28 protein-coding genes are annotated in these 25,127 nt (G+C 59.6%); 10 read left to right on the top strand and 18 right to left on the bottom strand.

The window, feature by feature from the left end; genetic code table 11:
* Positions 1–2: 2 nt before the first annotated feature.
* The 3 genes from D1222_RS05390 to D1222_RS05380 are packed head-to-tail and all read right to left on the bottom strand — an operon-like array spanning position 3 to position 2,982.
* Positions 3–1,274: an HlyC/CorC family transporter gene (locus D1222_RS05390; RefSeq protein WP_119453170.1), complete on the bottom strand. Its 1,272-nt coding sequence runs from the start codon at positions 1,272–1,274 to the stop codon at positions 3–5.
* 3 nt (positions 1,275–1,277) lie between these two features.
* Positions 1,278–2,408, bottom strand: a complete 1,131-nt coding sequence (gene aroB / locus D1222_RS05385) for a 3-dehydroquinate synthase (protein WP_119453169.1) — start codon at positions 2,406–2,408, stop codon at positions 1,278–1,280.
* Positions 2,401–2,982, bottom strand: coding sequence for a shikimate kinase (locus D1222_RS05380; RefSeq protein ID WP_119453168.1), 582 nt, complete (start codon positions 2,980–2,982; stop codon positions 2,401–2,403). The genes aroB and D1222_RS05380 overlap by 8 nt, the downstream gene beginning before the upstream one ends.
* Positions 2,983–3,075: 93 nt before the next feature.
* On the opposite strand from D1222_RS05380, the gene D1222_RS15890 reads away from it, so the two are divergent.
* Positions 3,076–3,210 carry a hypothetical protein gene (locus D1222_RS15890; RefSeq protein ID WP_267896078.1) on the top strand — a complete coding sequence of 45 codons (135 nt, stop codon included), beginning with the start codon at positions 3,076–3,078 and terminating at the stop codon, positions 3,208–3,210.
* Positions 3,200–4,879, top strand: coding sequence for a hypothetical protein (locus D1222_RS05375; RefSeq protein WP_119453167.1), 1,680 nt, complete (start codon positions 3,200–3,202; stop codon positions 4,877–4,879). Before D1222_RS15890 ends, D1222_RS05375 begins: the two co-directional genes overlap by 11 nt.
* 6 nt (positions 4,880–4,885) lie before the next feature.
* Here D1222_RS05375 and D1222_RS05370 read toward each other — a convergent pair whose 3' ends face one another.
* The 4 genes from D1222_RS05370 to lepA form a co-directional block, all read right to left on the bottom strand.
* The gene (locus D1222_RS05370) at positions 4,886–5,692 is read right to left on the bottom strand and encodes an enoyl-CoA hydratase/isomerase family protein (protein WP_119453166.1); all 807 of its coding nucleotides are present in this window, start codon (positions 5,690–5,692) and stop codon (positions 4,886–4,888) included.
* Between the two features lie 74 nt (positions 5,693–5,766).
* A complete protein-coding gene (locus tag D1222_RS05365) occupies positions 5,767–6,279 on the bottom strand; it encodes a lysozyme inhibitor LprI family protein (protein WP_119453165.1) in 513 nt (170 codons plus the stop codon).
* Between the two features lie 33 nt (positions 6,280–6,312).
* Positions 6,313–7,404, bottom strand: a complete 1,092-nt coding sequence (locus tag D1222_RS05360; RefSeq protein WP_119453164.1) for an alkene reductase — start codon at positions 7,402–7,404, stop codon at positions 6,313–6,315.
* 159 nt (positions 7,405–7,563) lie between these two features.
* Positions 7,564–9,369, bottom strand: coding sequence for a translation elongation factor 4 (gene lepA / locus D1222_RS05355; protein WP_119453163.1), 1,806 nt, complete (start codon positions 9,367–9,369; stop codon positions 7,564–7,566).
* Positions 9,370–9,474: 105 nt separating this feature from the next.
* On the opposite strand from lepA, the gene D1222_RS05350 reads away from it, so the two are divergent.
* Positions 9,475–10,587, top strand: a complete 1,113-nt coding sequence (locus D1222_RS05350; RefSeq protein WP_119453162.1) for an aromatic ring-hydroxylating oxygenase subunit alpha — start codon at positions 9,475–9,477, stop codon at positions 10,585–10,587.
* 6 nt (positions 10,588–10,593) lie between these two features.
* Here D1222_RS05350 and D1222_RS05345 read toward each other — a convergent pair whose 3' ends face one another.
* Complete coding sequence (locus tag D1222_RS05345; RefSeq protein WP_119453161.1) at positions 10,594–11,310, bottom strand: DUF1428 domain-containing protein; 717 nt, start codon at positions 11,308–11,310, stop codon at positions 10,594–10,596.
* A 154-nt stretch (positions 11,311–11,464) separates the two neighbouring features.
* Between D1222_RS05345 and D1222_RS05340 the strand changes: the two genes are divergently transcribed.
* Positions 11,465–12,097: a MarC family protein gene (locus D1222_RS05340; RefSeq protein WP_119453160.1), complete on the top strand. Its 633-nt coding sequence runs from the start codon at positions 11,465–11,467 to the stop codon at positions 12,095–12,097.
* Between the two features lie 26 nt (positions 12,098–12,123).
* On the opposite strand, the gene D1222_RS05335 is transcribed toward D1222_RS05340, so the two are convergent.
* Positions 12,124–13,002: a 3-hydroxybutyryl-CoA dehydrogenase gene (locus D1222_RS05335; RefSeq protein ID WP_119453159.1), complete on the bottom strand. Its 879-nt coding sequence runs from the start codon at positions 13,000–13,002 to the stop codon at positions 12,124–12,126.
* Positions 13,003–13,091: 89 nt separating this feature from the next.
* Positions 13,092–13,838 (bottom strand): TMEM175 family protein, encoded by a 747-nt coding sequence (locus D1222_RS05330; protein WP_119453158.1) that lies wholly within the window; start codon positions 13,836–13,838, stop codon positions 13,092–13,094.
* A gap of 171 nt (positions 13,839–14,009) precedes the next feature.
* Between D1222_RS05330 and D1222_RS05325 the strand changes: the two genes are divergently transcribed.
* A complete protein-coding gene (locus D1222_RS05325; RefSeq protein ID WP_119453157.1) occupies positions 14,010–14,768 on the top strand; it encodes a MauE/DoxX family redox-associated membrane protein in 759 nt (252 codons plus the stop codon).
* 20 nt (positions 14,769–14,788) lie between these two features.
* Positions 14,789–15,541, top strand: coding sequence for an SIR2 family NAD-dependent protein deacylase (locus tag D1222_RS05320; RefSeq protein WP_233348519.1), 753 nt, complete (start codon positions 14,789–14,791; stop codon positions 15,539–15,541).
* Between the two features lie 57 nt (positions 15,542–15,598).
* Here the strand turns inward: D1222_RS05320 and D1222_RS05315 are convergent, their stop codons facing one another.
* From D1222_RS05315 to D1222_RS05305, 3 genes are all read right to left on the bottom strand, one after another.
* Positions 15,599–16,528 carry an electron transfer flavoprotein subunit alpha/FixB family protein gene (locus D1222_RS05315; RefSeq protein WP_119453156.1) on the bottom strand — a complete coding sequence of 310 codons (930 nt, stop codon included), beginning with the start codon at positions 16,526–16,528 and terminating at the stop codon, positions 15,599–15,601.
* Complete coding sequence (locus tag D1222_RS05310) at positions 16,528–17,274, bottom strand: electron transfer flavoprotein subunit beta/FixA family protein (protein ID WP_119453155.1); 747 nt, start codon at positions 17,272–17,274, stop codon at positions 16,528–16,530. Before D1222_RS05310 ends, D1222_RS05315 begins: the two co-directional genes overlap by 1 nt.
* Positions 17,275–17,436: 162 nt before the next feature.
* Positions 17,437–17,691 (bottom strand): DUF3297 family protein, encoded by a 255-nt coding sequence (locus tag D1222_RS05305; protein WP_119453154.1) that lies wholly within the window; start codon positions 17,689–17,691, stop codon positions 17,437–17,439.
* Positions 17,692–17,839: 148 nt separating this feature from the next.
* Between D1222_RS05305 and D1222_RS05300 the strand changes: the two genes are divergently transcribed.
* A complete protein-coding gene (locus D1222_RS05300) occupies positions 17,840–18,316 on the top strand; it encodes a MarR family winged helix-turn-helix transcriptional regulator (protein WP_119453153.1) in 477 nt (158 codons plus the stop codon).
* Between the two features lie 3 nt (positions 18,317–18,319).
* Here D1222_RS05300 and D1222_RS05295 read toward each other — a convergent pair whose 3' ends face one another.
* Positions 18,320–18,892, bottom strand: a complete 573-nt coding sequence (locus D1222_RS05295) for a cob(I)yrinic acid a,c-diamide adenosyltransferase (protein WP_119453152.1) — start codon at positions 18,890–18,892, stop codon at positions 18,320–18,322.
* Positions 18,893–18,919: 27 nt separating this feature from the next.
* The gene (locus tag D1222_RS05290; protein WP_119453151.1) at positions 18,920–19,123 is read right to left on the bottom strand and encodes a twin transmembrane helix small protein; all 204 of its coding nucleotides are present in this window, start codon (positions 19,121–19,123) and stop codon (positions 18,920–18,922) included.
* A gap of 401 nt (positions 19,124–19,524) precedes the next feature.
* On the opposite strand from D1222_RS05290, the gene rpoH reads away from it, so the two are divergent.
* Positions 19,525–20,412 (top strand): RNA polymerase sigma factor RpoH, encoded by an 888-nt coding sequence (gene rpoH / locus D1222_RS05285; protein ID WP_119453150.1) that lies wholly within the window; start codon positions 19,525–19,527, stop codon positions 20,410–20,412.
* Here rpoH and D1222_RS05280 read toward each other — a convergent pair.
* Positions 20,409–20,999, bottom strand: coding sequence for a flagellar basal body-associated FliL family protein (locus D1222_RS05280; RefSeq protein ID WP_119453149.1), 591 nt, complete (start codon positions 20,997–20,999; stop codon positions 20,409–20,411). The genes rpoH and D1222_RS05280 overlap by 4 nt on opposite strands.
* A gap of 45 nt (positions 21,000–21,044) precedes the next feature.
* Here D1222_RS05280 and D1222_RS05275 point away from each other — a divergent pair, with 45 nt between their 5' ends.
* Together D1222_RS05275 and D1222_RS05270 are read left to right on the top strand one after the other, a co-directional pair.
* Positions 21,045–21,854: a TrmH family RNA methyltransferase gene (locus tag D1222_RS05275; protein ID WP_119453148.1), complete on the top strand. Its 810-nt coding sequence runs from the start codon at positions 21,045–21,047 to the stop codon at positions 21,852–21,854.
* A 69-nt stretch (positions 21,855–21,923) separates the two neighbouring features.
* Positions 21,924–22,253, top strand: coding sequence for an RcnB family protein (locus D1222_RS05270; RefSeq protein WP_182481869.1), 330 nt, complete (start codon positions 21,924–21,926; stop codon positions 22,251–22,253).
* On the opposite strand, the gene D1222_RS05265 is transcribed toward D1222_RS05270, so the two are convergent.
* On the bottom strand, positions 22,250–23,545 hold the full coding sequence (locus tag D1222_RS05265; protein WP_119453146.1) for an adenylosuccinate synthase: 1,296 nt from the start codon (positions 23,543–23,545) through the stop codon (positions 22,250–22,252). The two genes, D1222_RS05270 and D1222_RS05265, sit on opposite strands and share 4 nt — an antisense overlap.
* A gap of 98 nt (positions 23,546–23,643) precedes the next feature.
* A complete protein-coding gene (locus D1222_RS05260; RefSeq protein WP_119453145.1) occupies positions 23,644–25,110 on the bottom strand; it encodes a flavin-containing monooxygenase in 1,467 nt (488 codons plus the stop codon).
* Between the last annotated feature and the right edge of the window lie 17 nt (positions 25,111–25,127).

Raw genomic sequence — 25,127 nt, 5'->3', positions numbered from 1 at the left:
CGTCAGTCGTCCTCAGGCTCTTCCGGCATGGGGGCGACCCGCAGGCCTGTGATCTGGTTGCGGGTTTTGCGGATGATGTCGAAGCGGTGGCCGTGAAAGGCAAAGCGCTGACCTGGTTCTGGAATGGTCTGAGCTTCGTGGATGACGAGGCCGGCCACAGTGACAGCTTCTTCGTCCGGCAGCTGCCAGCCGGTGGCGCGGTTAAGATCGCGAATGGTGACCCAGCCTTCGGTGATGACCGAGCCGTCTGATTGCGGACGCACACCCTGAACCGGGACGTCGTGCTCATCGCGGATATCGCCTACAATCTCTTCGAGGATGTCTTCCAGCGTCAGCAGTCCCTGAAGCTCGCCATACTCGTCGATGACGAGGGCGAAGTGGTTGCGCTCTTTCAGGAAGAGGTCGAGCTGGTCCTGTAGCGGCGTCGTTTCCGGCACGAACCACGGCTCCCGCAGCAGCTCTGTCAGGTCGAGTCCGTCAATATTGCCCTTGTGGTGGACAACCGCGCGCAGCAGGTCCTTCACGTGGAGGATGCCCGTAATCTCGTCATCATCAGCTTGATAGAGAGGGATGCGCGTGTGCGGGCTTTTCAGCGCCTGGCGGATGATCTCACCGGATGGCAGGGTGCCGTCCAGCATGGTGATGTTCTTGCGGTGGATCATGACCTCTTCGACGGTCATGTCCTTGAGGTCGAGCGCGCCCACGAGACGGTGGCGGTCAGCTTCGTCCACGCCGCCTTCGAAGTGGTGGTAATCGATGGCGCCGCGGATTTCCTCTTCGGCGGTGAAGTCTGCGTCAGGCGCGCTTGCGCCAATCATGCGCAGGGTGAAGTTCACGATCGCCTGAATGATGGTCACGACCCATGCCGCCCCAGCGACCAGCCAGGAAATCGGCTTTGCGACCGACATCGCCATGCGGTCTGCGCGGGTGATTGCGTAAGTCTTCGGCAGGACTTCGGCAAAGATGAGGACCAGAATGGTCATGACGGCGGTCGCGACCGCCACACCTGCTGCGCCCGGCAGAAGCGAAGCGAAAAGCGTCGTCGCCAGCGCCGAGGCGAGAATGTTGACGAGGTTGTTGCCGAGCAGGATTGCCCCGATCAGCTTCTCGCGATCAGAAATCAGCGTCGTGACCTTGGCGGCGCGCTTGTCGCCGTCACGCTCAAGCTGGTGCATCCGGGTGCGTGAGGCGGCCGTGAGGGCCGTCTCAGAGCCTGAAAAGAAAGCCGACATCCCGAGCAGGCAGAGGATGGCGATAAATGTTCCAATAATCATGGCTTAGCTCCGCTGGAGCTCCCCTTCTAAGAATTCGCCGACATCGGCGAGGTCGGCGTCCGGCAGGATAAAGGCCTGACCGAGACCGCGTGCAAGAATGAGCGGAATCTTTCCGGCGCGGCCCTTCTTGTCCTGCTTCATCGCTTCGACGAGCGCACTGGATGTGTATGGACCCCCTGGCACGCGGTTCAATTGTGTCACGAGGCCTGCTTTTTCAAGCAGCGCTTCGGCGCGGTGGGCGTCTTCTACGCTCATCAGACCGAGGCGTGCAGAATAGCGAAGGGCGAGCGCCATACCTGCGGCGACAGCTTCGCCGTGCAGGAGGGTGCTACGAAACCCGTTCACAGCCTCCAGCGCGTGGCCGAATGTGTGGCCCAGATTGAGGAGCGCACGGACGCCGGATTCGCGCTCATCCTGTGAGACGATGCGCGCCTTGGCGCGGCAGGATACGGCGACCGCCTCGGCCAGTGCGTCCTGCTTCAGCGCGACGACATCGCGGCCATGGCTTTCAAGCCAGTCGAAGAAGGTAGCATCGTCGATCAGCGCGTATTTCACGATCTCGGCATAGCCTGCAAGGCGCTCTCGTTCTGGCAGGGAGGCGAGCAGGCCCGTATCTGCAAGCACGAGCGCAGGCTGGTAGAAGGCACCGATGAGGTTCTTGCCCTGCGAAGCGTTCACAGCGGTCTTGCCGCCGACTGAGCTGTCGACCTGGGCAAGGAGCGTGGTCGGCACCTGAACGAACGTCATGCCGCGCTTCATTAGCGAGGCGGCGAGACCTGTCAGGTCACCAACGATGCCCCCGCCAAGCGCGACAAGAATATCGTCACGGCCAGCGCCTTCTGACAGGAGCCAGTCGAGAACTTCACCAAGAATTGCCCAGCTCTTCGCCCCTTCACCGGGAGACACGGCCTTGAGGCGCATGTCGAGCCCTGCGGCGCTGAGGCTTTTTTCAAGCGTGCCTGCATAGAGCCCGCCGACCGTTCCGTCGGTCAGCACGAAAACGCGTGGCTGGCGGGTCAGGGGCGCGAGCGTTGCGCCCGCACTCTCGATCAGGCCAGCGCCGATCTTGATGTCATAGCTGCGCGCGCCAAGATCGACGCGCACCGAATGAAGGGCGGTCGCTGTTTCAGTCATTATGCGTCTGGCTCCACTCGTCGAGCGCTTTCAGGATAGCGTTCACGGTCGCGCGGTGAGGGCCCTCCTCACTGGTCACGACCAGATCGGCCTTCTCATAGATCGGCGTGCGCTCATCGAGAAGACGGCTGAGCACGCCTTTTGGGTTGTCTGCCTTCAGGAGCGGGCGGTGGCTGCGCCGGGAAACCCGCCGCCACAGCGTTTCCAGATCTGCGTTGAGCCAGATCGTGACGGCCTTCTCGCGCAGCAGGTCGCGCGTATCGGGATTGAGGTAAGCGCCGCCGCCCGTCGCGAGGACATGAGGGGCCTCGCCGAGCAGTCTTTCCAGGACGCGGTGCTCGCCGCGCCTGAATTCTTCCTCGCCATGCAGGGCGAAGATGTCGGAGATCGAAAGGCCCGCTGCCTTCTCGATCTCATTATCGCTGTCATAGAACTGGCGGCCCAGCACTTCTGCCAGCCGGCGGCCCACAGTCGATTTGCCAGCGCCCATAAGCCCGACAAGCGCAACTGTGCGGTTAGAGATGGCTTGCCCTATTCGTGCCGGATCTGCGGTGTAGCTACTCTTTGTGGTCATGGGCTTTTAAGCTCGCTCATGAGTGTCCTATACAGGCTCGACGTTGCCGAGCAACAATCGCGGTCATGCTAATGCCAATGAGGTTTCTTTCGAATGCGCAAATGGTTCATCCTGTTCGCTGTCCTGATCATCGCCATTGTGGGCACTCTTTGGTGGCTGGGCACCGAAGTTGATAACTCGCGCCCGGACGCCGGCGAAGTGCGCATGGAGGTTGAGAATGTTTTCTAGAACCGTTCCGGCGCTGCTTCTGGCAGCGTCGATCAGTTTTGGGGCAGACGCGCAGATCCGCACCAGCGGCCTTGATGACGTGAATGCCTGGAACACCAACCTTCTGGCGCGCGGCGAACGCGCGCTAAGTGACCGTATCTGGACCTCGTCCGACCCGGATTTCCTTCTGGATCTGATGAATTCCCTCAATGTGGAGACGATGACGGAGGCGGAGCGCGACCTGCTCAGCCGTGCATTGCGCTCACCGTCGGCGGCGCCGCGCGGAGAAGGCGCGGCTGAACTGCAGACCAAACGGCTCGAGCTGCTGGCGTCTCTTGGTGAACGTCAGGCGGTTTCCGAGCTTGGCCGTCAGGTGGACATGCTGCCAGAGGGCGTCGACCCAGACGCGATTACGTCAGACAACCGGCTCGCACGCGGCGAACTTGGGCTCGTCTGCGATCAGATGAACCCTGAAGCGGCCGACAAGTTCTGGTTGGAGCTTCGTATCATCTGCGCCATCGAAGGCGACAATCTTGGCGATGCTGAGCTCGCGCTTGAGCTTGCCGCCATCGAGGAAGGCGCCGACCCGTGGGTGACCGAGACCGCCATTGCGATCATTGCTGAGGCTGATGAGCGCCCCGAAGCGCGGCTGGGCTCTGGCCTGCAGGTTGCGTTCTCAGAGCTGGCCGACCTCGAAGTAACGCCCGAAGCGCTGGAGACGGCGCGGCCCGATCTCGCGCTCGCCTATGCAAATGAACGGGGCAATCCGATTGAGCTGCGTGTGGTGGCTGCGCGCACGGCAGTTGCGGCTGGGCTGATGGATGCCCCGCAATTGCGCTCGCTTTATGTCGACTATGTTTCTGCGCCAGATTTCGAGCCGGAGACGGCGAGTGAAGAAGCGCTCTACCTGCTGACGCAGGTGGAGGAGCAGCCTGTGATCCTGCGCCCCGGCGATATCTCGGGTCTGCAGCCTCTTGGCATCGAAGAAGAGATTGATGCCGACGAGGAAGAGGCCGAGGAAATCGTTTCGCTGGAACGGCGCCGGATCGAAGCACTGGCAGCCGCGCTTGAGGAGGCACGCGCCAGCGAGGAGGGGATCGCGACGACAGCCGCCCTGTTTGAAGACGATCTGAAGCGCTTCCCGGCCGATGCGGTTGAGCAGGACGAGGCATTGAGCTTTGCGCGCGCTGCCATGTCGGTTGGCAACATGTCGCTGGCGACGTTCTGGCTCGATGCGGCTGGCGTGGAGTCAGGCGACGCGTCCTATGAGGTCGACCTCATGCGCGGCTACGGCCTGATCATGTCCCGCGAACGCAACCGGGCGACCATAGAGCGCGTCGCCGAAAACCTTATCGGCGAAGATGCGAGCGACGAGGTGCGCGCGAAGGCGCTGGCGTTGTTCGCCGTGTGGACCGCCTTCGATGTCACGCTGCCGGTTGAAGCTCGTCAGGCGCTTGCGACGCAGGTCGACGAGGCAGCGAGCCGTCCGTCTCCCGGTCAACTTGTCGCCATCGATGCGGCAGCCCGCAATGGTGCGCATGGCGAGGCGCTGTTCCTTATTCTCAACGCGGTGGGCGGCAATCCAGCCGAGCTTTCCCCGGCTGGTCTGCAGAATGCCCTGTCTACACTTCGCAGGCTCGGCGCTGAGGATGAGGCACGCGACCTCGCGCTGGCTGTAGGTGGCTTCTAGAGCCGCCTAGCGGCCCTTGAAGTTTGCCTCGCGCTTTTCGAGGAAGGCCATCATGCCTTCGCGGGCATCTTCTGACCGCATGAGCGGCAGGAGTTGCAGGAAGACGTGGTGGACGTGTTCGGTGAATGGCTCTGACAGGCCCATACGCATCAGGCGTTTTGAGGCCTGCACGGCAAGCGGCGCGTTGGACGCGATTTCGGTTGCCAGCGCGCGGGCCTCGTCCATCAGGCTGTCATGAGCGACGACCTTGGAGCAGAGGCCTTCTGCAAGGCATTCATCAGCCTTGAGCGTGCGGCCCGTGAAGATCAGCTCACATGCTTTCTCCCAGCCCAGCATGCGCGGCAGGAACCAGGTGCCGCCGCTTTCAGGCAGGATGCCGCGCTTGGTGAAGGCTGCGGCCATCTTCGCCTTGTCGGACATGATGCGGATATCGCAGCCAAGTGCTGTATCCATGCCATAGCCCGCCGCCCCGCCATTGATGGCGCAGACGGTCGGTGTGTCCATGTTGAAGAGGGTGGTCGGTGGTGTGTTGCGGAGGTCGAGATTGGCCGACGAGACCGCGCCGGAGCCCATGCCTTCGCCTTTGGTGGCGCTTTCCAGGTTGAGGCCTGCACAGAAGGCGCGGCCAGCGCCGGTCAGGATCACGCAGCGGACCTCCGGATCCTTGTCGGCCTTGAGGAGGGCTTCAGAGAGCCCGTCTAGCATCGGCCCCGAAATCGTATTCATCCGGTCAGGCGCGTTGAGCGTGATGGTCGCAATATTGTCTGCGACTTCGTAGAGGATTTCCTCAAAAGTTGTGGCGGTGTCCGGCATGGCGTGTCTCCCTGTTTTACGAGAGAGATTAGCTGCTGGCGCCCCGGCTGCCTATCGGTGACGCGGGGGAGGGGTCACATCTCCGCAGCGTCTTTGAGGTCTTCAAGCTCGAAGACACGCTCTGCCGTCATCGTCATGATGCAGTCGGCACCCGTAACGCGGCCAAGCGTGCCACCCCGAAACTCGTCATAAGCAAAGCGACATTTGAGATCGCGCCAATCGATCCAACCGCGCTGCGTCTCACGCAGGCGCGCGGCCATGTTGTAGTCGTCACCAAACTCGGAGTCCTGTTGCTGGTAGAGCGCAATGAGCTCGCGGTAGACCTCATTGAGGCGGATATCCCAGAACGCCGTCTCATCCGTGATGCAGGTCACCATTTCGAGGGTGGAGCCGGCATTCCCCGGGCAGGCATCGTACATCTTGCCGACGCAGGATTGCCTATCACGGTCACCGGCTTCAGCCTCGGCAAGGCAGTCCTCGATTACGGTTGTGCCGCTCTCGCCTGTGAGCTGCGGCTTCTGCGCATACGCGGTGGGCGCCGTCATCAGAGCCAGTGCTGCTGCGGTGGTCCAGATTAGTCGTGTCATGCTTACCCCCAGTTCACAGTCTATCGCGAGCGTTCAGGCCTCTTCCATGGTCGGGAAATCGGTGTAACCGCGCGCGCCGCCGCCATAATAGGCCTTGAGCGGGGCTTCGTGAAGCTCGGCGTCGGCCTTGAGGCGCTCGACAAGGTCCGGATTTCCGATGAACGGGCGTCCGAAAGCGATGACGTCGCCGTTGTCCCTCTCGCGCGCATCGATAGCCATCTCTCTCGTGTAGAGATTATTGAGAATGGTCGGACCCTTGAAGCGCTTGCGCAGTTTCAGGACGTCGAAGAAAGGTTCTGGCGTACGTGTGACGCCGGTATCGCCTTCGACGAGATCGAGCCAGCCAATGCCGAGATCATTCATCATGTCGACGACATGGGTGAAAAGCGTCTCGGGATCAGTATCCCAGGTGCCGTAGGCGTGACCGAGTGGGGCAAGGCGGATCATGATTCGCTTACCGTCCCAGACCTTCAGGCAGGCTTCGAGGATTTCTTTCAGGAAGCGGGCACGGTTCTCGATAGAGCCGCCATACTCATCGTCTCGCTGGTTCGTCATGTCATTGAGGAAGGCCGAGATAAGGTAGGAATGGGCCGCGTGCAGTTCGATCCCGTCAAAGCCAGCCTCCTTGGCGCGGATTGCGGCGGCCTCATAGGCGTCGACCATCTCCCTGATTTCGGCCTTGGTCATGACGTGGACCGGCTCATAGGGCTGAGGGCCGGTCTCGGTGAAGATCTCGCCGGGCTGGCTGTATTCTGATGGTGCAACAGGTGCGCTCTTGCCGTCAGCGCTGAGAGAGGAGTGGCTGAGGCGGCCGGCATGCCAGAGCTGGCTGAAGATGAGGCCGTCCTTCGCGTGCACCGCGTCGGTCACTTCCTTCCAGCCAGCGATCTGCGCGTCTTCCCAGAGACCCGGCAACATGGGCCCGCCGCGCCCACCCGGAACGACGGCAGTCGCTTCAGTGATAAGGAGGCCAGCGCTCGCGCGCTGTGAGTAATAGTCTGCCTGAAGCTTGCCGGCCTTGCCGTCCTGTGTCGCGCGGGCGCGCGTCAGAGGCGATAGTGCGATGCGGTTCTTGAGCGTCAGTCCGTTATAGGTGACGGGCTCGAAAAGATCGGTCTTGGTCATGTGGCAGGCCTCCCGGATATCTATTTTCCGGGACAGTATCAGCGAAAAGCCGCCTGCCTATCGGTGACGTGGGGGAGGCCCCACCCCGACCCTCCCCGCAGACGGGGAGGGGGCGCTTGCATTAGTGTGCCGACTACCGACCCTGTGGTTCGGGAGAGATCAATCGTCATCCATGCGCAGGGCTGCCACGAAGGCTTCCTGCGGGATTTCGACCTTGCCGAACTGGCGCATGCGCTGCTTACCGGCCTTCTGCTTTTCCAGCAGCTTGCGTTTGCGCGTCGCGTCGCCGCCATAGCATTTCGAGGTCACATCCTTGCGGAGCGCCGAGATGGTTTCACGCGCGATCACGCGGCCACCAATGGCGGCCTGGATCGGGATCTTGAACATCTGGCGGGGGATGAGGTCTTTCAGGCGCTCACACATCTGACGGCCCCGGCCTTCGGCCCGGTCGCGGTGGACCAGCATGGAAAGCGCATCAACCGGTTCGTCATTCACGAGGATCTGCATCTTCACGAGGTTCTCGGCGCGGTGGCCGATGATCTCATAGTCGAAGCTGGCATAGCCCTTCGAGATGGATTTCAGGCGGTCATAGAAATCGAAGACGATCTCGTTCAGCGGCAGCTCATACTTCACCATGGCGCGCCCACCGACATAGGAGAGCTCTTTCTGGATGCCGCGGCGGTCCTGACAGAGCTGCAGGATAGCGCCAAGATAGTCGTCCGGCGTGTAGATCGTCGCGTTGATCCACGGCTCACGGATTTCGCTGATGCGCACGACGTCCGGCATGTCTGCTGGGTTGTGCAGCTCCAACTCGGTACCGTCCGTCATCGTCATCTCATAGACCACGGATGGGGCCGTCGCGATCAGGTCGAGGTCAAACTCGCGGCTGAGGCGTTCCTGGATGATTTCGAGGTGCAAGAGGCCAAGGAAGCCGCAGCGAAAGCCCATGCCGAGCGCCGCAGACGTTTCCATTTCCCAGGTGAAAGACGCATCGTTGAGGCGCAGCTTCGACATGGCCGCGCGCAGATCGTCGAAGTCGCCTGCATCGACCGGGAAGAGGCCGCAGAACACCATCGGAACGACTTCCTTATAGCCCGGAAGCGGCGTGGTGGCCTGGTTCTTCTCGTCCGTGATCGTGTCGCCGACTGCGGTGTCGGCCACTTCCTTGATGGAAGCGACGAAGAAGCCGACTTCGCCCGGACCAAGCTCGTCAACGTCTGTAGGCTTGGGGCCGAAAATGCCGACCTTGTCGATCTCATAGGTCGACTTGGCGCGCATCATGCGGATCTTCTGCTTCTTCTTCATCACGCCGTCGACGATGCGCACGATAACGACCACGCCAAGATAGGGGTCGTAATAGGCGTCGATCAGCGAGGCCTTGAGCGGCTTGTCGCGGTCGCCTTCATGCGGTGGGGGCAGGCGGGTGACGATCGCTTCGAGGACGTCCTCGATGCCGATATTATTCTTGGCCGACGTCATGATCGCGTCTGAGGCGTCGAGGCCGATAATGTCCTCGATCTGCTCTTTCACGCGGTCCGGTTCAGCGGCGGGCAGGTCGATCTTGTTGAGGACCGGGACGATTTCGTGGTCCTGCTCGATCGCCTGATAGACGTTGGCGAGCGTCTGCGCCTCAACGCCCTGAGAGGCGTCGACGACGAGGAGCGAGCCTTCACAGGCAGCAAGACAGCGGCTGACTTCGTAGGAAAAGTCGACATGACCGGGCGTGTCCATCAGGTTGAGGACATAGGTTTCGCCATCCTTGGCGGTGTAGTTCAGGCGGACCGTCTGGGCCTTGATCGTGATGCCGCGTTCCTGCTCGATATCCATGGAATCGAGTACCTGTTCGCGCATCTCACGATCGGTGAGACCGCCCGTGACCTGGATCAGCCGGTCAGCGAGGGTGGACTTGCCGTGGTCGATATGGGCCACGATGGAAAAATTGCGGATCTTGTCGCGGGGTGTCATGGCCCGCCATATAGCGGGGCTTGCCGTCCCCGACTAGCGGCTGCGTGCTGTCAATGCGGGGTGTTGCAGGCTTTCTGTAAGGGTTTGCGCAGTATAAAAGGCGACATGGCTGACACGCAGACCCTTATCGACAAGACAACAGACACCCAGCCGGGCATCACGGCCGAGGGCTGGCTGACCGATAGCTGGTATCTGGCGTGCCCCTCGAGCGAGTTGAAACCCGGCGGCCTGAAGCATGTCATTATGCTCGACCAACCCATCGTAGTTGGCCGGACCGAGGCGGGGGAGGCCTTTGCGCTGCGCGATATCTGCCCGCATCGCCTCGTGCCGCTGTCAGCTGGCAAGATGAAGGACACGAATGGCGAGCCGACCGTCGAGTGCCCTTATCATGGCTGGCGCTTTGGCACGGACGGGGTCTGCCGCCACATGCCGAGTGTGCTCGAAGACCAGCCCTATGAAGCAAGCCGGTTCAAAGTGCGCCGCTACCCGGTGCACGAAAAGAACGGGATGATCTTCGTCTTCATCGCGCATGACCCCAAATTCGAGGGCGCGCCAGACGTGCCGCCGCCAGACTTCGGTGAGCTGCCCGACAAGCCGAAATTCGTCATCGAAGAGACCTTCAACGCGCACATGGACGACGCCGTCGTTGGCCTCATGGATCCGGCACACGTCGCTTTCGTGCATTCGCAGTGGTGGTGGCGCCCGCCGAGCGTGGGCCTCAAGCTGAAGGAAAAGCCCTTCGTGCCGCGCGACCGGGGCTGGGCGATTGATCGCCATCAGCCGTCATCGAACTCGCTGGCCTACAAGGCGGTGTTCGGCGGCAAGGTCACGACGCAGATCATCTTTCAGCTGCCCGGTTATCGCTGGGAGATTGTGGAGAATGAGACGGCGCGCCTTCTGACGCTGACTTGCCTGACACCTGTCTATAAAAAACAGACGCGGATAACGCAGGTGACCTGGTTCTTCGGGGCGCCGCTTCTGAACCTCGCCATTCCGATCTTCAAGCCGGCCGCGCGCAAATTCTTGCGCCAGGACGGCGACATCGTCGACCTTCAGAATGAGGGCATGAAGTATCAGAAAGCGATGATCTGGATCGACGATATCGATGTGCAGGCGAAATGGTATCGCACACTGAAAAAGGAATGGGCGGCCTCGCGAACCGAGAGCCGCCCGTTTGAGAACCCGATCAAGCCGGTCACGCTGCGCTGGCGCAGCTAGACCTTGCTAGCTGAGATCGACGATCGGTCTGAAGTTGCCGAAGATCATGCGTTTGACGTCGAACGGCATTTCATTGTTCTGCATGCGCTCATCGGACATCATCCGTTCCCAGCCTGAATCGCAGGCTTCCTTCGACGGCCATTCAATCCAGCCAAAGGCGATGTTCTCATCGTTCTTTGCCTGTACTGCGCGCTGGAAATCAGTGACCTCGCCGGGCGGAACGTCAACACCCCATCCATCGAAAATGCGCGTCGCGCCATACTCGTGAAAAATGGCGGCCATGCTCCTGGCAAATCCGGCGTAGCTTTCCTTGCCGTTGGCGGGGGCTGGTGCGACCATGCCGCTGATATAGCCAGTGCCATCAGCGCTGCCGACGTCCGACAGGGTTTCGAAGCCCGCATAGATCATCCGCTTGCCATCAAACGGCATGGTGCCGCCCATCTCTGCCATCCGGGGATCATTGTGCATTTTCTCGTCGGCGGCGTCGGCGATCTCCTTCGAAGGATATTCTATCCACGAGAAGACAATTTTTTCGCCCTCTTCAGCGTTCACGGCCTTGCGCATGTCAGTCAGGTCGCCATCAGGGACATCGTCTTCCCAAGCCTCTACCATGCGAATGATGCCGGTATCCTTGAAGATGGGAAAGGCGTCCGCAGCGTGTTGGCGATAGGCTTCCTCGTTGGCCGCGGGCACAGCGAGAACGAACCCCAATGTGTAAGACATCACCAATCTCCTATTGCTGCGCCACTATACCGAAGCAAGATAACAGCTCGGTGTGAGCGAATTCGCACGGTGCTGCTTGTAATCGGCTGAGCCGCGACAATCTGCATCAAGGACGGAAAGGGCCTTCTCGTCAAATCTCAAATCGGCGGGGACCATGACGCATAGTCTGCTGGAACAGTTCGTATTGCTTTGGGTCGTGATTGATCCGATCGGGACTATCCCGGTCTTCATCGCGGTCGCTGCCGGCGTGGCAGCTGCAGACCGATGGAAGATCGCGCTGAAGGCGACGATTGCGGCGACGGCTGTGTTGCTTCTGTTTCTGGTTGGCGGTCAGTTCCTGATCAATGCGCTCGGGATCAGCCTGCCAGCATTTCAGATTGCAGGCGGAATTGTACTGTTACTCTTTGCGCTGACTATGATTTTCGGGGACTCCAAGCCCGAAAGCGAATCTGAGCAATGGTCTGCCGAGCAGGACGGGCATTCGTCAGTCGCAATCTTCCCGCTGGCTATGCCGTCGCTCGCCTCGCCTGGCGCAATCCTCGCTGTGGTCGTGCTGACCGACAACAACCGCTTCTCCATCCAGGAACAGGCGATGACTGGCGGCATCATGCTCGCCGTAATGGCTTGCGCGTTTATTCTGATGCTCGCGGCCACGCCAATCCTGCGGGTGATTAAGATGGCGGGTGCGGCGCTGGTCAGCCGGATAATGGGGATGATCCTGGCGGCGGTTGCCGTGAACACAGTTATCCTTGCCGTGATCGAACTGATCCGGACCGTCGAAATCTAGGTGCTTTAGGAGCGGCGCAAGAACGCCTAGCGCGTCGGGACCGGCGCGTCGCCGCGATAGTCGTAGAAGCCGCGGCCTGCCTTGCGACCAACCCAGCCGGCCTCGACATATTTCACCAGAAGCGGGCAAGGGCGATACTTGGTATCGGCGAGACCATCATGGAGGACCTGCATGATGGAAAGGCAGGTATCGAGGCCAATAAAGTCTGCAAGCTGAAGCGGCCCCATCGGGTGGTTCGCGCCGAGCTTCATGGCCGTGTCGATGCTGTCGACGGTGCCAACGCCCTCATAGAGGGCGTAAACCGCCTCATTGATCATCGGGACAAGGACGCGGTTCACGATAAAGGCCGGATAGTCCTCGGCATTGGTGGTGGTCTTTTCGAGTCGCTTGGCGAAGGCCAGCGCCATCTCATAGGTGTCCTGATCGGTGGCGAGACCGCGAATGACCTCCATCAGTTTCATCAGCGGCACAGGGTTCATGAAATGAAGGCCGATGAACTTTTCAGGACGGTCGGTCGTGGCCGCGAGGCGCGTGATCGAAATGGATGACGTGTTCGTTGCGAGATAGGCGTTCGCCGGAACAGCGTCACAGAGCGACTTGAAGATGCTTTCCTTGATCTCGCGCTTTTCAGTGGCGGCTTCGATCGCTAGGTGCACGTCGCTGAAACCGTCCAGCGAAGTGCTGGTATGGATGCGCGACATCGCCTTGGTCATGTCCTCATGCGAGATGACATCGCGCGATACCTGACGGGTCATGTTCGCTTCGATGGTCTGCATGCCTGCGGACAGGGCGTCTTCAGAAATGTCGTTCAGATGAACGTCGTAGCCAGCCAGTGCGCAGACATGGGCGATGCCATTGCCCATCTGGCCCGCGCCTACAACACCGATGCGTGCAATCTCACTCATTCCGCCCTCCAGATGGCGAAGATAGTCAATTCTCTGCTTCTAGAGTGATTGTGCAGCGCGTCAAATATCAAGCCTTGTCCGCACATCGATCAACCATCCGGTTGTATTTCAGAACCTGCATTCCGGTCGTCTTCCGGCACAGGGATCAGTCGATCGACGAGCAGGGCAGCCGGCCAGATCAGGCCCATTATCCAGCCGGAGAAAGCATACATCGGGCTCCACACTGCGCAGACCCCAGTGAGCGCCACGATCAGGATCTGTACTCTGAATATCCAGATAGACTGGCGTGTCATTTCTATTTCGCTGGCGCTCAGTCCTAGCAGCTCCGCCTTGTTCAGGGCGTGCGCGTACATCTGGCTTATCACGAGGTAGATGAGGCCATAACCGAGCGCGAAATAACCCATGATTACGCCGGCTTCCCGATAGCCGATACCGGCTGCCTCAAGGCGGCTCCAGTCGCCCATAACCCCCTGCACATACCCGTAGAGACTGTCGAAAATGAACCTCAGGGGGTAGGCGGTGAATAATACAAGAAGAAGCAGGAGACAGTTCAGCAGGATGATATGCCCGTCTGCGACGCCATAGCGGCGAAAGAAAACGTAGTGCGCATTCCAGATCATGAAGAGAATGGCGAATGCTGCCGTCACCGGGATGATCGTCAACAGGTTCGCCGTCAGCTGGTCGAACGTCTCCGGCCGTGCGGCAGATGAAACGATCATGCCGAGGGCAAGGGCGAAAACGATGTCCGACAGGTTTTCAATGCGCGTGACGGACTCCCCGCGCCATGAGAATCGAGGGTCGTGATCCAGCTCACGGCTGATCCTTTCACGCAGCATCGCAGTCTCCTCAGCAAGCGATCATCATCGACGAGCAGGATACATGGATTTGTTGCCGCTAGAACACTGCTTCAGGCAAGGGGGCTGGACGGGCCGCCTTTCACGCACAATGTAGCTGGGATGGAAACGACCACGCACAATGGAGCAGACGCTCCAGCGACCGAGCAGCCAATGCATGACCCGGCGGAACGTAGCGGCCCTAACAAGGCCGTCCTCTACCGAATGGTCATGGACAAGCATATCTGTCCATTCGGGCTGAAGTCGCGCGACCTTCTCAAGCGTGAAGGATTTGAGATTGAGGACAACCATCTCACCACGCGTGAGGAAACCGACGCGTTCAAGCAGCGGCATGACGTGAAGACGACACCTCAGACCTGGATCAATGGCGTACGGATTGGGGGACATGACGATTTGCGCCGATACTTCGGCAAGTCGACGGCCGCCGACAAGGAAGGCGAGACCAGCTATACGCCAGTCATTGCGATCTTTGCGACCTCATTCCTGATGGCGCTGGCCGTGAGCTATTTTGCGTCCGGGACCATCTTCACTTTTCGCGCGATTGAGCTTTTCATCGCGATCGCAATGTGTGTGCTCGCCATCCAGAAGCTGCAGGACCTCACCGCGTTTCAGAACCAGTTCCTCGGATACGACCTGCTGGCGCAGCGCGACGTGCGATACGCCTTCGTCTATCCATTTGCCGAGGCTTTTGCGGGTATTTTGATGATTGCAGGGGCGTTGATCTGGCTCGCCGCGCCTGTCGCTATCCTCATCGGCTCGATCGGGGCCGTGTCGGTCTTCAAGGCGGTTTATATCGACAAGCGGGAGCTCAAATGCGCCTGCGTCGGGGGCAACTCCAATGTCCCGCTTGGATTTGTCTCTCTGACAGAGAATCTCATGATGATCGCCATGGGCCTCTGGATGCTGTTCTGACGCTGGGATAAGGTCAGTCCATGAGCAATGCGAAACCTCTCGCGGAGATGATCCGCGCCGCCGACCGCGTCCTTGTTTTCACGGGCGCGGGTATCTCAACCGAAAGCGGCATCCCTGACTTCAGAAGCCCCGGCGGCGTCTGGTCGAAGATGAAGCCAATCTACTTTCAGGATTTCGTCTCGGACCGCGATGCGCGCCGCGAAGGCTGGAATCGCGTCTTCAACCGCACCGCCGGTTGGGTCGGGGCGAGCCCGAATACCGGCCACTACGCAATCGCTGAACTGGTCAAACAGGGCAAGGTCAGCGCCGTCGTGACGCAAAATGTCGACAACCTCCATCAGGACGCAGGTGTGCCCGATGACAAGGTGATCGAAATTCACGGCAATGCCTCCTACGCCAAATGCCTCGAATGCGGCATGCGCCATGAGTTTGAAGAGCTTCGTGCCCCCTGGGAGAATGACGAAGAGCTGGTCTGCGCCTCGTGTGCGGGCCTGTTGAAGACGGCGACCATTTCCTTCGGCCAGGCCATGCCAGAGGACAAGATGGCGCGTGCGACGGCTGAAGCAGAATCTTGTGATCTCTGTATCGTGCTTGGCTCATCGCTCGTCGTCTATCCAGCGGCCGGGATCCCGGTAATGGCGGCACGCGCAGGCGCACGCCTTGTCATTATCAACCGAGAGCCGACCGACCTCGACCCCTATGCGAGCCTTGTTCTCAACACCGAAATTGGCGCGCTGATGGATGAGGTGATGAAAGAGCTAGAGGCCGCATAGAAAAAGCCCCGGACGCGGCACGCCCGGGGCTTTCAATCTGTCTTATACTGCGAAGGCTTAGACCGCTTCGGTCAGCTCCGGCACAGCGCTGAAGAGGTCAGCAACCAGACCGTAATCGGCAACCTGGAAGATTGGTGCCTCTTCGTCCTTGTTGATCGCAACGATGATCTTGGAGTCCTTCATGCCAGCAAGGTGCTGGATGGCGCCCGAGATACCGATGGCGATGTAAAGTTCTGGCGCAACGATCTTGCCGGTCTGGCCGACCTGATAGTCGTTTGGCGCGTAACCTGCGTCCACTGCAGCGCGCGAAGCACCGATACCGGCGCCGAGCTTGTCTGCCAGCGGGATCATCAGGCGGTCGAACTCTTCCTTGGAGCCAAGCGCACGGCCACCGGACACGATGGTCTTCGCAGAGGTAAGCTCTGGACGATCGGACTGGACGATTTTCTCTTCGACAAAAGCCGATTTGAACGGACCAGCTGGAGCGTCGATCGTCTCAACCGAAGCGGAGCCGGTTTCGCCAGCTGCGTCGAATGCCGTACCGCGAACGGTGACGACTTTCTTCGGGTCGGAAGATTTGACCGTCATGATCGCGTTACCTGCATAAATCGGGCGCTCGAACGTGTCGGTGCCTTCAATGCCGGTAATGTCAGAGATCTGCATGACGTCGAGCTTTGCCGCGATGCGCGGGGTGACGTTTTTGCCCATCGTGGTGGCAGGCGAGAACAACGCATCATAGCCATCCATCAGAGGGACGATTAGTGCTTCCATGGCTTCGGCGAGCTGCTTTTCATAAGCATCACCTTCAGCGTGGAGAACCTTGCGAACACCGTCGATCTTTGCGGCAGCAGCAGCGACATCGCCTGCGCCCTTGCCAGCGACGAGGACGTCGATGTCCCCACCGAAGGCCTTGGCAGCGGTCACAGTCTTGTGCGTCGCATCCGTCAGCGTTGCGTTGTCGTGATCAGCAATAACGAGAACAGCCATTAGATCGCTCCCTTAGCTTTGAGTTTGGTGACCAGCTCAGCCACGTCTTCAACCTTCTCACCAGCTTCGCGAACAGGTGGCTCGGTCACTTTGACGACGCTGAGGCGGGCAGCGGTGTCGACGCCATAGTCGCCCGGTGCCTTCTCATCGATCGGCTTTTTCTTCGCCTTCATGATGTTCGGCAGAGACGCGTAGCGCGGCTCATTGAGGCGCAGGTCGGTCGTGACGATTGCAGGGGTCTGCAGAGAAAGGGTCTGGAGGCCGCCATCAATTTCGCGGGTGACGTTGATCTTGCCGTCTTCCAGCACGACTTCCGACGCGAACGTGCCTTGCGGCCAGTCGAGCAGCGCCGCCAGCATCTGGCCGGTCTGGTTGGAGTCGTCGTCGATTGCCTGCTTGCCGAGGATCACGAGCTCCGGGCTCTCTTCGCCAATCACCTTTTCAAGGATCTTGGCAACAGCCAGCGGCTCAACTGCGTCATCGGTCTTGATCAGGATGCCGCGGTCGGCGCCCATGGCGAGCGCAGTCCGGAGGGTTTCCTGAGCCTGCTGTGGGCCGATGGATACAACCACGATCTCCTCAACCGCGCCTTTTTCCTTCAGGCGAACGGCTTCTTCGACGGAGATTTCGTCGAAGGGGTTCATGGACATTTTGACGTTAGCGAGGTCTACGCCGCTCTGGTCGGACTTCACGCGGACCTTCACATTGTAGTCGATGACCCGCTTCACGGGTACGAGCACCTTCATAGGCTGGCTCCTGTTTCTATCCCTGTTAAACTGGTGATGACCTAGAGAAGTGCACTGCAACAATCAAGCGCTGCGGCGGCTTCGGGGTCATTTCGCCGCTGCATCGCCCTGAACCGGAAATAGGCCGGTTGACGGCTTGCGGCTTCTTAAGCCGGGCAAAGACTATTCAGCTTCACCTTCGACATCTTCGAACCACACCTCTACCGGGCCCTTGAGCGTCAGCGTCAGCGGATTGCCTTTCCGGTCCAGCGACTTGCCCGCGGCAACCTTTATCCAGCCTTCCGAGAGGCAATACTCGACGACATTGGTCCGCTCCTGCCCCTTGAAACGCACGCCCACACCTCGGCGGATCAGGGTTTCATCATAGAAGCGACTGCGCGGGTTCAGGCTAAGCCTGTCTGGAGGAGTGTCTGTCATGATGCTTCAATGCCTTTGATGACGAAGTAACTCAAGCCGCATTTGGCGGCTTCCGGTGCGGCAGGTTTTCGTCGGAAACATTTCAAAACTTACTTCTTAATCCGGAGCATACGGCAGTAGTCCCTTCAGAAGCAGGGGGTATTGTCAGATGTCGGATAAAAGCTGTGTCGCATCTACAGCCGAAGATCACGTCGCCGCTTCCGTTCTACGAGAGGTCGGACGCCTGGCTCATATGGCCGATTGCGCTGTCGGTGCCCGGCTACCGGCACCTGTAACTGTGGCCCAGTACGCGGTGCTTGAAACGCTTTCTGGTCATGAAGGTCTTTCCATCACCCAACTCGCCGACATTCATACTGTGTCCCAGCCGACGATGTCATCGACTGTCGCAAAGCTACGTGAACGCGGGCTGGTCGAAACACGAACCAAGCCCGGCGATCGTCGTGCGAGGTTTGTGACGCTTACGCCAGAAGGGCAGGATATGAAGGCGGAATGTGATGATGCCGCCAGACCTGTACGCAGCAATTTGGGCGCGCATCTATCATGCGCTGACTGGATAGCGCTTGAGCAGCTGGTCGCGAGTCTGAATGGGCATCTCAGCGAGACGCTGAGATCGTTAGAGAGCTAGCTGCTAGCGGTTTGCGCCGGGCTTCCACTTAATGTCCGCATTGCCTTTGTCGTTGGCGAAGCGTGACGCCACGAAAAACCAGTCTGAAAGACGATTGATGAAGGTCAGCGCGTGTTCGCTGACAAGCTCACCTTCGATGCTTGCCAGCCGGGCCATGTCGCGTTCGGCTCGTCGGCAGATGGTGCGGCATACATGAAGATGCGCCGCGAGCGCGCTCCCGCCTGGAAGGACAAAGCTATCCAGCGGTGCCAATTCGGCATTCATCTCGTCGATTTCGGTTTCGAGGCGTTTTGTCTGCTCTGCAACGACGCGCAGAGGCTCAAAGCCGAGCGGCTTGTCACGTTCCGGTGTCGCCAGATCTGCGCCGAGGTCGAAAAGATCGTTCTGGATGCGCTGGAGCTGATCCTTCATACCGCTTTCGGCGCTCCGCACGGCAACGCCCAACGCGGCGTTTACTTCGTCGACGCTGCCATAAGCGGTGACCCTTGGATCCCATTTGTCGACCGGCTCGCCCGTTGAGAGGCGTGTTTTGCCCTTATCGCCGGAACGCGTGTAGATCTTGTCGAGCTTGACCAAGATTGGCCTCCCACAGTTCGAAGCTGTTTAGCTAAAGGCACCGGCCGCAAGTGCGAGCGCGCAAAGAAGAGCAATCGCGATCGCCTGCACCAGGACGCGAAGCCGCATGAGCTTGTTTGAGCGGCTTGCCTGTGAACCGTCAGTGCGGGTGAGGTTGACCACACCCGCGACGAGTACAATGACCAGCACCGCTATGGCTATGTAGAAGCCGATCGTAAGTAAGTTGACCATGTGTTTGTCCTTCCAGCCGAAGATGTAGGTCAGTGACCGACCAAAGTCATCGCTGGGCTTCTGCGCTCACTCGACGCAGTCAAAGTAAATCATATGGCTTCTTACGAAGACTTCATATCCTTCATCGACTGATGCGGGATTGTCAGATTGCGGGTGCGACATGAGCGCCGCATGGTTAATGTCATTAGCCTCGGCAGATCGCGTTTTTCATATATTTTTCTGGGGACTGCCCCTTTCAAATGAGATGTCCGCTACCCATTTATGCACCGGTGCGATAAGGCAAATGCGCTTAAGGGGGAGAGACGCTGCCGATGATCGGGGCTAAACGCTTTCTCCAGGGCCGATACGGAACTGATGCCTGACTGACGGGTCAGTACCTGTAGATACGGAGACAAAAGCCGATGGCTGTTAAAACATCAATTGCACTCAGCCCGGAGCAGGGTCTGAGCCGCTACCTCAGCGAAATTCGCAAATTCCCAATGCTGGAAAAGCAGGAGGAGTTCATGCTCGCCAAAAGCTGGCAGGAGCATGAGGACACTGAGGCTGCAGAGAAAATGGTGACCTCACACCTTCGCCTCGTGGCAAAGATTGCCATGGGCTATCGCGGCTACGGCCTGCCGATGGCCGAGGTGATCTCTGAGGGCAATGTCGGCCTGATGCAGGCCGTCAAGAAATTTGATCCGGACAAGGGCTTCCGCCTCGCTACCTATGCGATGTGGTGGATACGCGCGGCCATTCAGGAATACATCCTGCGCAGCTGGAGCCTCGTAAAGCTTGGCACAACGGCTGCCCAGAAGAAGCTTTTCTTCAACCTTCGCCGCATCAAGGGTGAGATCAACGCGCTGGACGCCGGTGACCTCAACCCCGATCAGGTCACAGAGATTGCGACCCGTCTGAATGTGTCCGAGAAGGACGTGCTGAGCATGAATGGCCGCATGAGCGGCTCTGACGCATCGCTGAACGCGCCGATGGGGCAGGAAGGCGACATGGAGTGGCAGGACTGGCTCACCGATGATGAGCCAACCCAGGCTGACACCTATGCCAATCGTCAGGAATTCGACAGCCGCATGGAGCTTCTTCAGGAAGCCATGGCGGACCTGTCAGAGCGTGAGCAGCACATCCTTCAGGAGCGCCGCCTGACCGACGACCCGAAGACGCTGGAACAACTGTCTGAGGTTTACAACGTCTCGCGTGAACGTATCCGCCAGATCGAGGTGCGCGCTTTCGAGAAGATCCAGAAAGCGATGAAGCGTATGGCGAAAGAACAGGGCCTGCCTGTCGGCGCCTAATCTGCCTCGTCTTTTCCGAGAATGTCCCGCGCGGAAATTGCGTTCTCCTCAGGAGGCGCAGTTTCCGCGCTTGGCGTCTCCTCGACGCCAATGTGGAAGAAGTAGAGCTTCCACATTTTGTCTTCCAACTTCCAGACCAGCGTGATCCCACCATTGGTCTCTTCGAAGACCATCGGCGTCTCGCAGGTCGCGAGTTTCCCACTTAGATCTGGATTTGTGTCCGCTCGGACGGAGACGTTGCAAGATGTTGGGCCTGTTTCGACGGCCTCGCCCAATGGGCGCGCAAAGTCGGCTATCCTGTCGAGATCTTCCTGAGTGGCCCCGAAATCGGAATGATAGATGGTGTCGCCAAGTGGGGGCAGTCCACTCTCATTGTAGGCTGCGATAAATTCCTGCGAGGCTGTCTGTCTTTCCAGACTGTCTCTCCACAGGCCGCCGAACGTCCAGGCGCATGATCCGACTAGCAGTGTCACGACTGCTGCGATGGCCAGGCCGATCCAGAGCTTCTTGCTTTTCTTTGGTGGCTCAGATTCATATGGCGCGGGGCCTTCTCTGCCTGGCCGCTTGTTATTATCGTCGTCGGTCATGATGCTTCTCCCAGCCTTGAAACTCTGGATAGAGAAAGCGGTGGCGTGAGTAAAATCGAAATCTCTGACCCAGAAGACCCGCGCCTTGCGCCCTATGTCTCAATCAGGGAGCGCGACCTCACCGGTCGTAGCGATGGGCGCTTCATCGTTGAGGGAAAGGTCACACTTGCCATCCTTCTGGAGCGGTCGCGGTTCGAGATTGAGAGCGTGTTCATAGGGCGATCGCGGGTCGAGCCTCTTGCCGAGATGCTGGCGCAGGTCCCTGAAGGTGTTCCGGTCTATGTGGCGCCGCAAGATGTCATGGATCAGGTTGCGGGGTTTCCGATCCATCGGGGGGTCCTCGCATGCGCTCACAAGGGTCAGCCGGTCGGCGTCGAGAAGCTCCTCGAGGCAGAGACGCTGCTCGTTCTCAACGGCATTTCGAATCACGACAATGTTGGCGCGGCTTTTCGCAATGCGGCCGCTTTTGGTGCGGGCGGTGTGCTGCTCGATGAGCAGAGCTGCGACCCGCTCTATCGGAAGTCTATCCGCGTTTCGGCCGGCGCAGCGCTCTGGCTTCCTTACTTGCAGTCGGGCCAGTGCGACGATCATGTTTCCTGGCTTGAAAATGCGGGTTTTGATGTCTGGGCGATGACGCCTCGAACGACGGCAGAAGAACTGCACAGGCTGGAGCCCGCAACCAAGACTGCTATCCTGCTTGGACCGGAAGGGCCGGGACTTTCTGATGCGCTGATCGATCGTTGCCGGCCGGTTCGAATTGCGATGGCGGGCGGCTTCGACAGCATCAATGTCGCGACCGCTGGGGCGATCGCCCTGGCTCACTGTCATGCCAGTTCAGGGTCCGCGAAGGCCTGAAGCCCCGGGGAATCAGCAGTGTCCACGGCCTTGCGCCGGAACTGCCTGATGGGACGGGCCGTTCTGGATATGAACGGAGCAACCCTGATGCTGAACCTGATACTGGCCATTTCGCTGATCTCTAACCTCGCCATTGTTGGCGAGGCAGGTCCGCCTGCGTCCTATGACAAGCCTGATTCAGCGCGCGAAGGCACAGCGGTTGAAGACCGGGCCGCATCCGATTTTGAGCGCGGCGAGTACCTGCCAATCCAGTATCGCGGTGATCTGGTGAAAAACTGGAAGAAGGCAGGCCTGCGCAAGCCGGACACCGGATTTGAATGGGTGAAGGTCGCGCAGCTTGCCTTCCTGATAAACCCGACCAGTGGGTTTATCCGCGATATTGTCGAACTTGAGGACTAGACCCGCTCGAACGGGTCACGCATCAGGATAACGTCTTCGCGTTCTGGAGAGGTCGAAACAAGCGCACATGGTTTGCCGACGAGTTCTTCGAGACGGCGAACATATTTGACTGCTTCTGCGGGCAGGTCACTCCAGCTGCGCGCGCCTTTGGTCGTTTCTTTCCAGCCCGGCATGCTTTCATAGACAGGCTCGACGGCAGCCTGATCGGTGAGCCCCGCCGGGTAGTAGTCGATCGTCTGGCCGTTCAGCCTGTAGGCGACGCAGACCTTGATCTCTTCAAACCCATCGAGGACGTCGAGCTTGGTCAAGGCAAGGCCGTTCACGCCAGACGTCGCGCAGGCCTGGCGAACCATCACGCTATCGAACCAACCACAGCGGCGCGTCCGGCCCGTATTCACACCAACCTCGCGCCCGACTGTGCCGAGGCGCTGCCCAATCTCATTGTCCTGCTCGGTCGGGAAGGGGCCGGAACCGACGCGCGTCGTATAGGCTTTCGCCAGTCCGAGTACGTAGGAGATGGCGCCCGGCCCGACGCCGGCGCCCGCTGATGCGTTACCAGCAACGACGTTCGAGGAGGTGACGAACGGATAGGTGCCGTGGTCGACATCGAGCATCACGCCTTGCGCGCCTTCAAACAGGATACGCTTGTCCGCGCGGACCTGCTCATCCAGCGTCTTCCAGACGGGTTGCGCATAGGCGAGGACTTCTGGCGCGATCTTCAGGAGTTCCTGCTTCAGAGCCTCCCCATCTGGCTCTGGCAGACCGACGCCGGCGCGAAGTGGCCGGTGGTGGGCAAGCAGGCGCTCGATCTTGAGATCGAGGGCGGCAGGGTCTGCAAGGTCTGCCACACGGATGGCGCGGCGGCCAACACGGTCTTCATAGGCCGGGCCAATGCCACGCTTGGTCGTACCGATCTGGGCAGCACCAAGCGCGCCTTCACGGGCGGCATCGATATCCTTGTGCCAAGGCAGGATGAGCGAGGCATTGTCAGCGAGGATGAGCGACTCAGGCGACACGTCGACGCCCTGCTCGCGAATACCGGCGATCTCAGTCAGCATGTGCCACGGGTCAACGACCACGCCATTACCGATCACCGACAGCTTGCCACCGCGCACGAGGCCAGAGGGCAGCAGGGCAAGCTTGAACGTCTTGCCGTCGATAACGAGGGTGTGGCCGGCATTATGCCCGCCCTGGAAGCGAACAACCGTGTCGGCGCGGCTCGAGAGCCAGTCGACGATCTTGCCTTTGCCTTCGTCGCCCCATTGGGCGCCGACAACCACCACACCTGCCATGTGAAGCTCCTGATCTGTGCGCTCGCCACTGAAAGGTTTTAGAGGCGGATTTCAAGAGCGCAGATGCCGAACCTGCGAAAGGCCGGGCAAATAATGCGTCAGCTGAGCTCGTAATCCTCAACCTTCACCGTTTCGACGGCTTTGGCGTAGTCGCGGGTATGCGACGACCAGTTCTGGGTGATGAGGCCATCATCGGTCTTGTACCAGGAGTTACAGGCCGGGTCCGCCCAGACGGTCTTGCGAAGATCAGCCTGAATGCGCGCATTCCAGTCATCCTGCGCGGCTTTCTTCGGCATCATGGCCTTGGCCGAATTCGCGTCCATCGCCTCAATCGCCTTCATCATATACTCGACCTGCCGTTCAAGCATGAAGGTGATCGAGTTGTGACCGAGATTGGTGTTTGGTCCATAAAGCACAAACAGGTTGGGGAAACCGTTCACCGTAACGCCTGCATAGGCTGACGGGTGACCGGCCCAGACATCGTTGAGATGTTTGCCATCGACGCCTTGCACATCGACAGACCACTTCCACTCGGTCGTCTCAAAGCCGGTGGCGAAGATCAGGATATCAAACTCGCGATAGTCGCCATCCGGTGTCGTGACGCCCCTCGCATCTATCTTTGAAGGCGCCTGCGTGACGAGGTCGACATTGTCACGTTGCAGGGCAGGGAAGTAATCGTCCGAGATCAGGATACGGCGACAGCCAATCGGATAATCAGGGGTCAGCTTCTTGCGAAGCTCTGGGTCCTTTACCTGCTCATTCAAGTGGTTGGTCGCGATGGTCGTATAGGCGGCGCGGCCAGCTTCGGTCCATTCGAAGACCTGCCAGAAAAAGTGATCGGCATTGTCATAGATGAGCTGTCGGCCGCGTGCGCCGATATCCATCGCGGCTTCGGGCTGGGTGAACATCAGCGCCTGTTCCTGCGGGCTGATTGGCACGTCACGGCGCGGGGTCACCCAGTTCGGTGTACGCTGATAGACAGTCAGATGGCCCGCGGTCTTTGCGACTTCGGGGATAATCTGTACGGCGCTCGCGGCAGAGCCGATGACCGCGACACGCTTGCCTTCCCAGGACACCGAATGGTCCCAGCGGGCCGAGTGCATCTTTGCACCTTCAAATGTGTCGAGACCTTCGATGGACGGCCAGTTCGGGCGGTTGAGCTGGCCTAGCCCCCCGACAAGGATGTCGCCGGTAAAGGTCTTGCCGCTGGCGGTTTTGACGGTCCAGGTCTTGGCGTTCTCGTCCCAGTCGGCGCTGATCGCCTCGTCGCCGAGATGCATATGTGGGGCGAGTTGGTAGCGCTCAGCGATCTCCTCAGCATAGGCCTGAATTTCAGGGCCTTGAGGGAAGGTGCGTGTCCAGTTGATGCTCTGGGCAAAGGAGAGCTGATAGAGGGCAACCGGCACGTCGCAGGCACAGCCCGGATAGGAGTTTTCGTACCAGGTACCGCCAACTTTCGGGTTTCGATCAATCAGATTAAAAGTGTGCCCGGCTTCCTGCAGTTTGATGGCCGCGGTCAGACCGCCAAGACCGGACCCGATGACGATAGCATGCTTCCTGGTCATGCAAACTCTCCCTCAAA

Origin of the sequence: Henriciella algicola (assembly GCF_003576245.1) — a bacterium.
Lineage (GTDB): Bacteria > Pseudomonadota > Alphaproteobacteria > Caulobacterales > Hyphomonadaceae > Henriciella > Henriciella algicola.
Note: the sequence above shows the minus strand (reverse complement) of the source record. Positions and strands in the feature narration are given on the sequence as shown.

What these genes read in the sequence shown, in the direction of transcription:
- D1222_RS05390 (WP_119453170.1), bottom strand. Translation starts at nt 1,274, where the DNA reads ATGATTATTGGAACATTTATCGCCATCCTCTGCCTGCTCGGGATGTCG.
- aroB (WP_119453169.1), bottom strand. Translation starts at nt 2,408, where the DNA reads ATGACTGAAACAGCGACCGCCCTTCATTCGGTGCGCGTCGATCTTGGC.
- D1222_RS05380 (WP_119453168.1), bottom strand. Translation starts at nt 2,982, where the DNA reads ATGACCACAAAGAGTAGCTACACCGCAGATCCGGCACGAATAGGGCAA.
- D1222_RS15890 (WP_267896078.1), top strand. Translation starts at nt 3,076, where the DNA reads ATGCGCAAATGGTTCATCCTGTTCGCTGTCCTGATCATCGCCATTGTG.
- D1222_RS05375 (WP_119453167.1), top strand. Translation starts at nt 3,200, where the DNA reads ATGTTTTCTAGAACCGTTCCGGCGCTGCTTCTGGCAGCGTCGATCAGT.
- D1222_RS05370 (WP_119453166.1), bottom strand. Translation starts at nt 5,692, where the DNA reads ATGCCGGACACCGCCACAACTTTTGAGGAAATCCTCTACGAAGTCGCA.
- D1222_RS05365 (WP_119453165.1), bottom strand. Translation starts at nt 6,279, where the DNA reads ATGACACGACTAATCTGGACCACCGCAGCAGCACTGGCTCTGATGACG.
- D1222_RS05360 (WP_119453164.1), bottom strand. Translation starts at nt 7,404, where the DNA reads ATGACCAAGACCGATCTTTTCGAGCCCGTCACCTATAACGGACTGACG.
- lepA (WP_119453163.1), bottom strand. Translation starts at nt 9,369, where the DNA reads ATGACACCCCGCGACAAGATCCGCAATTTTTCCATCGTGGCCCATATC.
- D1222_RS05350 (WP_119453162.1), top strand. Translation starts at nt 9,475, where the DNA reads ATGGCTGACACGCAGACCCTTATCGACAAGACAACAGACACCCAGCCG.
- D1222_RS05345 (WP_119453161.1), bottom strand. Translation starts at nt 11,310, where the DNA reads ATGTCTTACACATTGGGGTTCGTTCTCGCTGTGCCCGCGGCCAACGAG.
- D1222_RS05340 (WP_119453160.1), top strand. Translation starts at nt 11,465, where the DNA reads ATGACGCATAGTCTGCTGGAACAGTTCGTATTGCTTTGGGTCGTGATT.
- D1222_RS05335 (WP_119453159.1), bottom strand. Translation starts at nt 13,002, where the DNA reads ATGAGTGAGATTGCACGCATCGGTGTTGTAGGCGCGGGCCAGATGGGC.
- D1222_RS05330 (WP_119453158.1), bottom strand. Translation starts at nt 13,838, where the DNA reads ATGCTGCGTGAAAGGATCAGCCGTGAGCTGGATCACGACCCTCGATTC.
- D1222_RS05325 (WP_119453157.1), top strand. Translation starts at nt 14,010, where the DNA reads ATGCATGACCCGGCGGAACGTAGCGGCCCTAACAAGGCCGTCCTCTAC.
- D1222_RS05320 (WP_233348519.1), top strand. Translation starts at nt 14,789, where the DNA reads ATGAGCAATGCGAAACCTCTCGCGGAGATGATCCGCGCCGCCGACCGC.
- D1222_RS05315 (WP_119453156.1), bottom strand. Translation starts at nt 16,528, where the DNA reads ATGGCTGTTCTCGTTATTGCTGATCACGACAACGCAACGCTGACGGAT.
- D1222_RS05310 (WP_119453155.1), bottom strand. Translation starts at nt 17,274, where the DNA reads ATGAAGGTGCTCGTACCCGTGAAGCGGGTCATCGACTACAATGTGAAG.
- D1222_RS05305 (WP_119453154.1), bottom strand. Translation starts at nt 17,691, where the DNA reads ATGACAGACACTCCTCCAGACAGGCTTAGCCTGAACCCGCGCAGTCGC.
- D1222_RS05300 (WP_119453153.1), top strand. Translation starts at nt 17,840, where the DNA reads ATGTCGGATAAAAGCTGTGTCGCATCTACAGCCGAAGATCACGTCGCC.
- D1222_RS05290 (WP_119453151.1), bottom strand. Translation starts at nt 19,123, where the DNA reads ATGGTCAACTTACTTACGATCGGCTTCTACATAGCCATAGCGGTGCTG.
- rpoH (WP_119453150.1), top strand. Translation starts at nt 19,525, where the DNA reads ATGGCTGTTAAAACATCAATTGCACTCAGCCCGGAGCAGGGTCTGAGC.
- D1222_RS05280 (WP_119453149.1), bottom strand. Translation starts at nt 20,999, where the DNA reads ATGACCGACGACGATAATAACAAGCGGCCAGGCAGAGAAGGCCCCGCG.
- D1222_RS05270 (WP_182481869.1), top strand. Translation starts at nt 21,924, where the DNA reads ATGAACGGAGCAACCCTGATGCTGAACCTGATACTGGCCATTTCGCTG.
- D1222_RS05265 (WP_119453146.1), bottom strand. Translation starts at nt 23,545, where the DNA reads ATGGCAGGTGTGGTGGTTGTCGGCGCCCAATGGGGCGACGAAGGCAAA.
- D1222_RS05260 (WP_119453145.1), bottom strand. Translation starts at nt 25,110, where the DNA reads ATGACCAGGAAGCATGCTATCGTCATCGGGTCCGGTCTTGGCGGTCTG.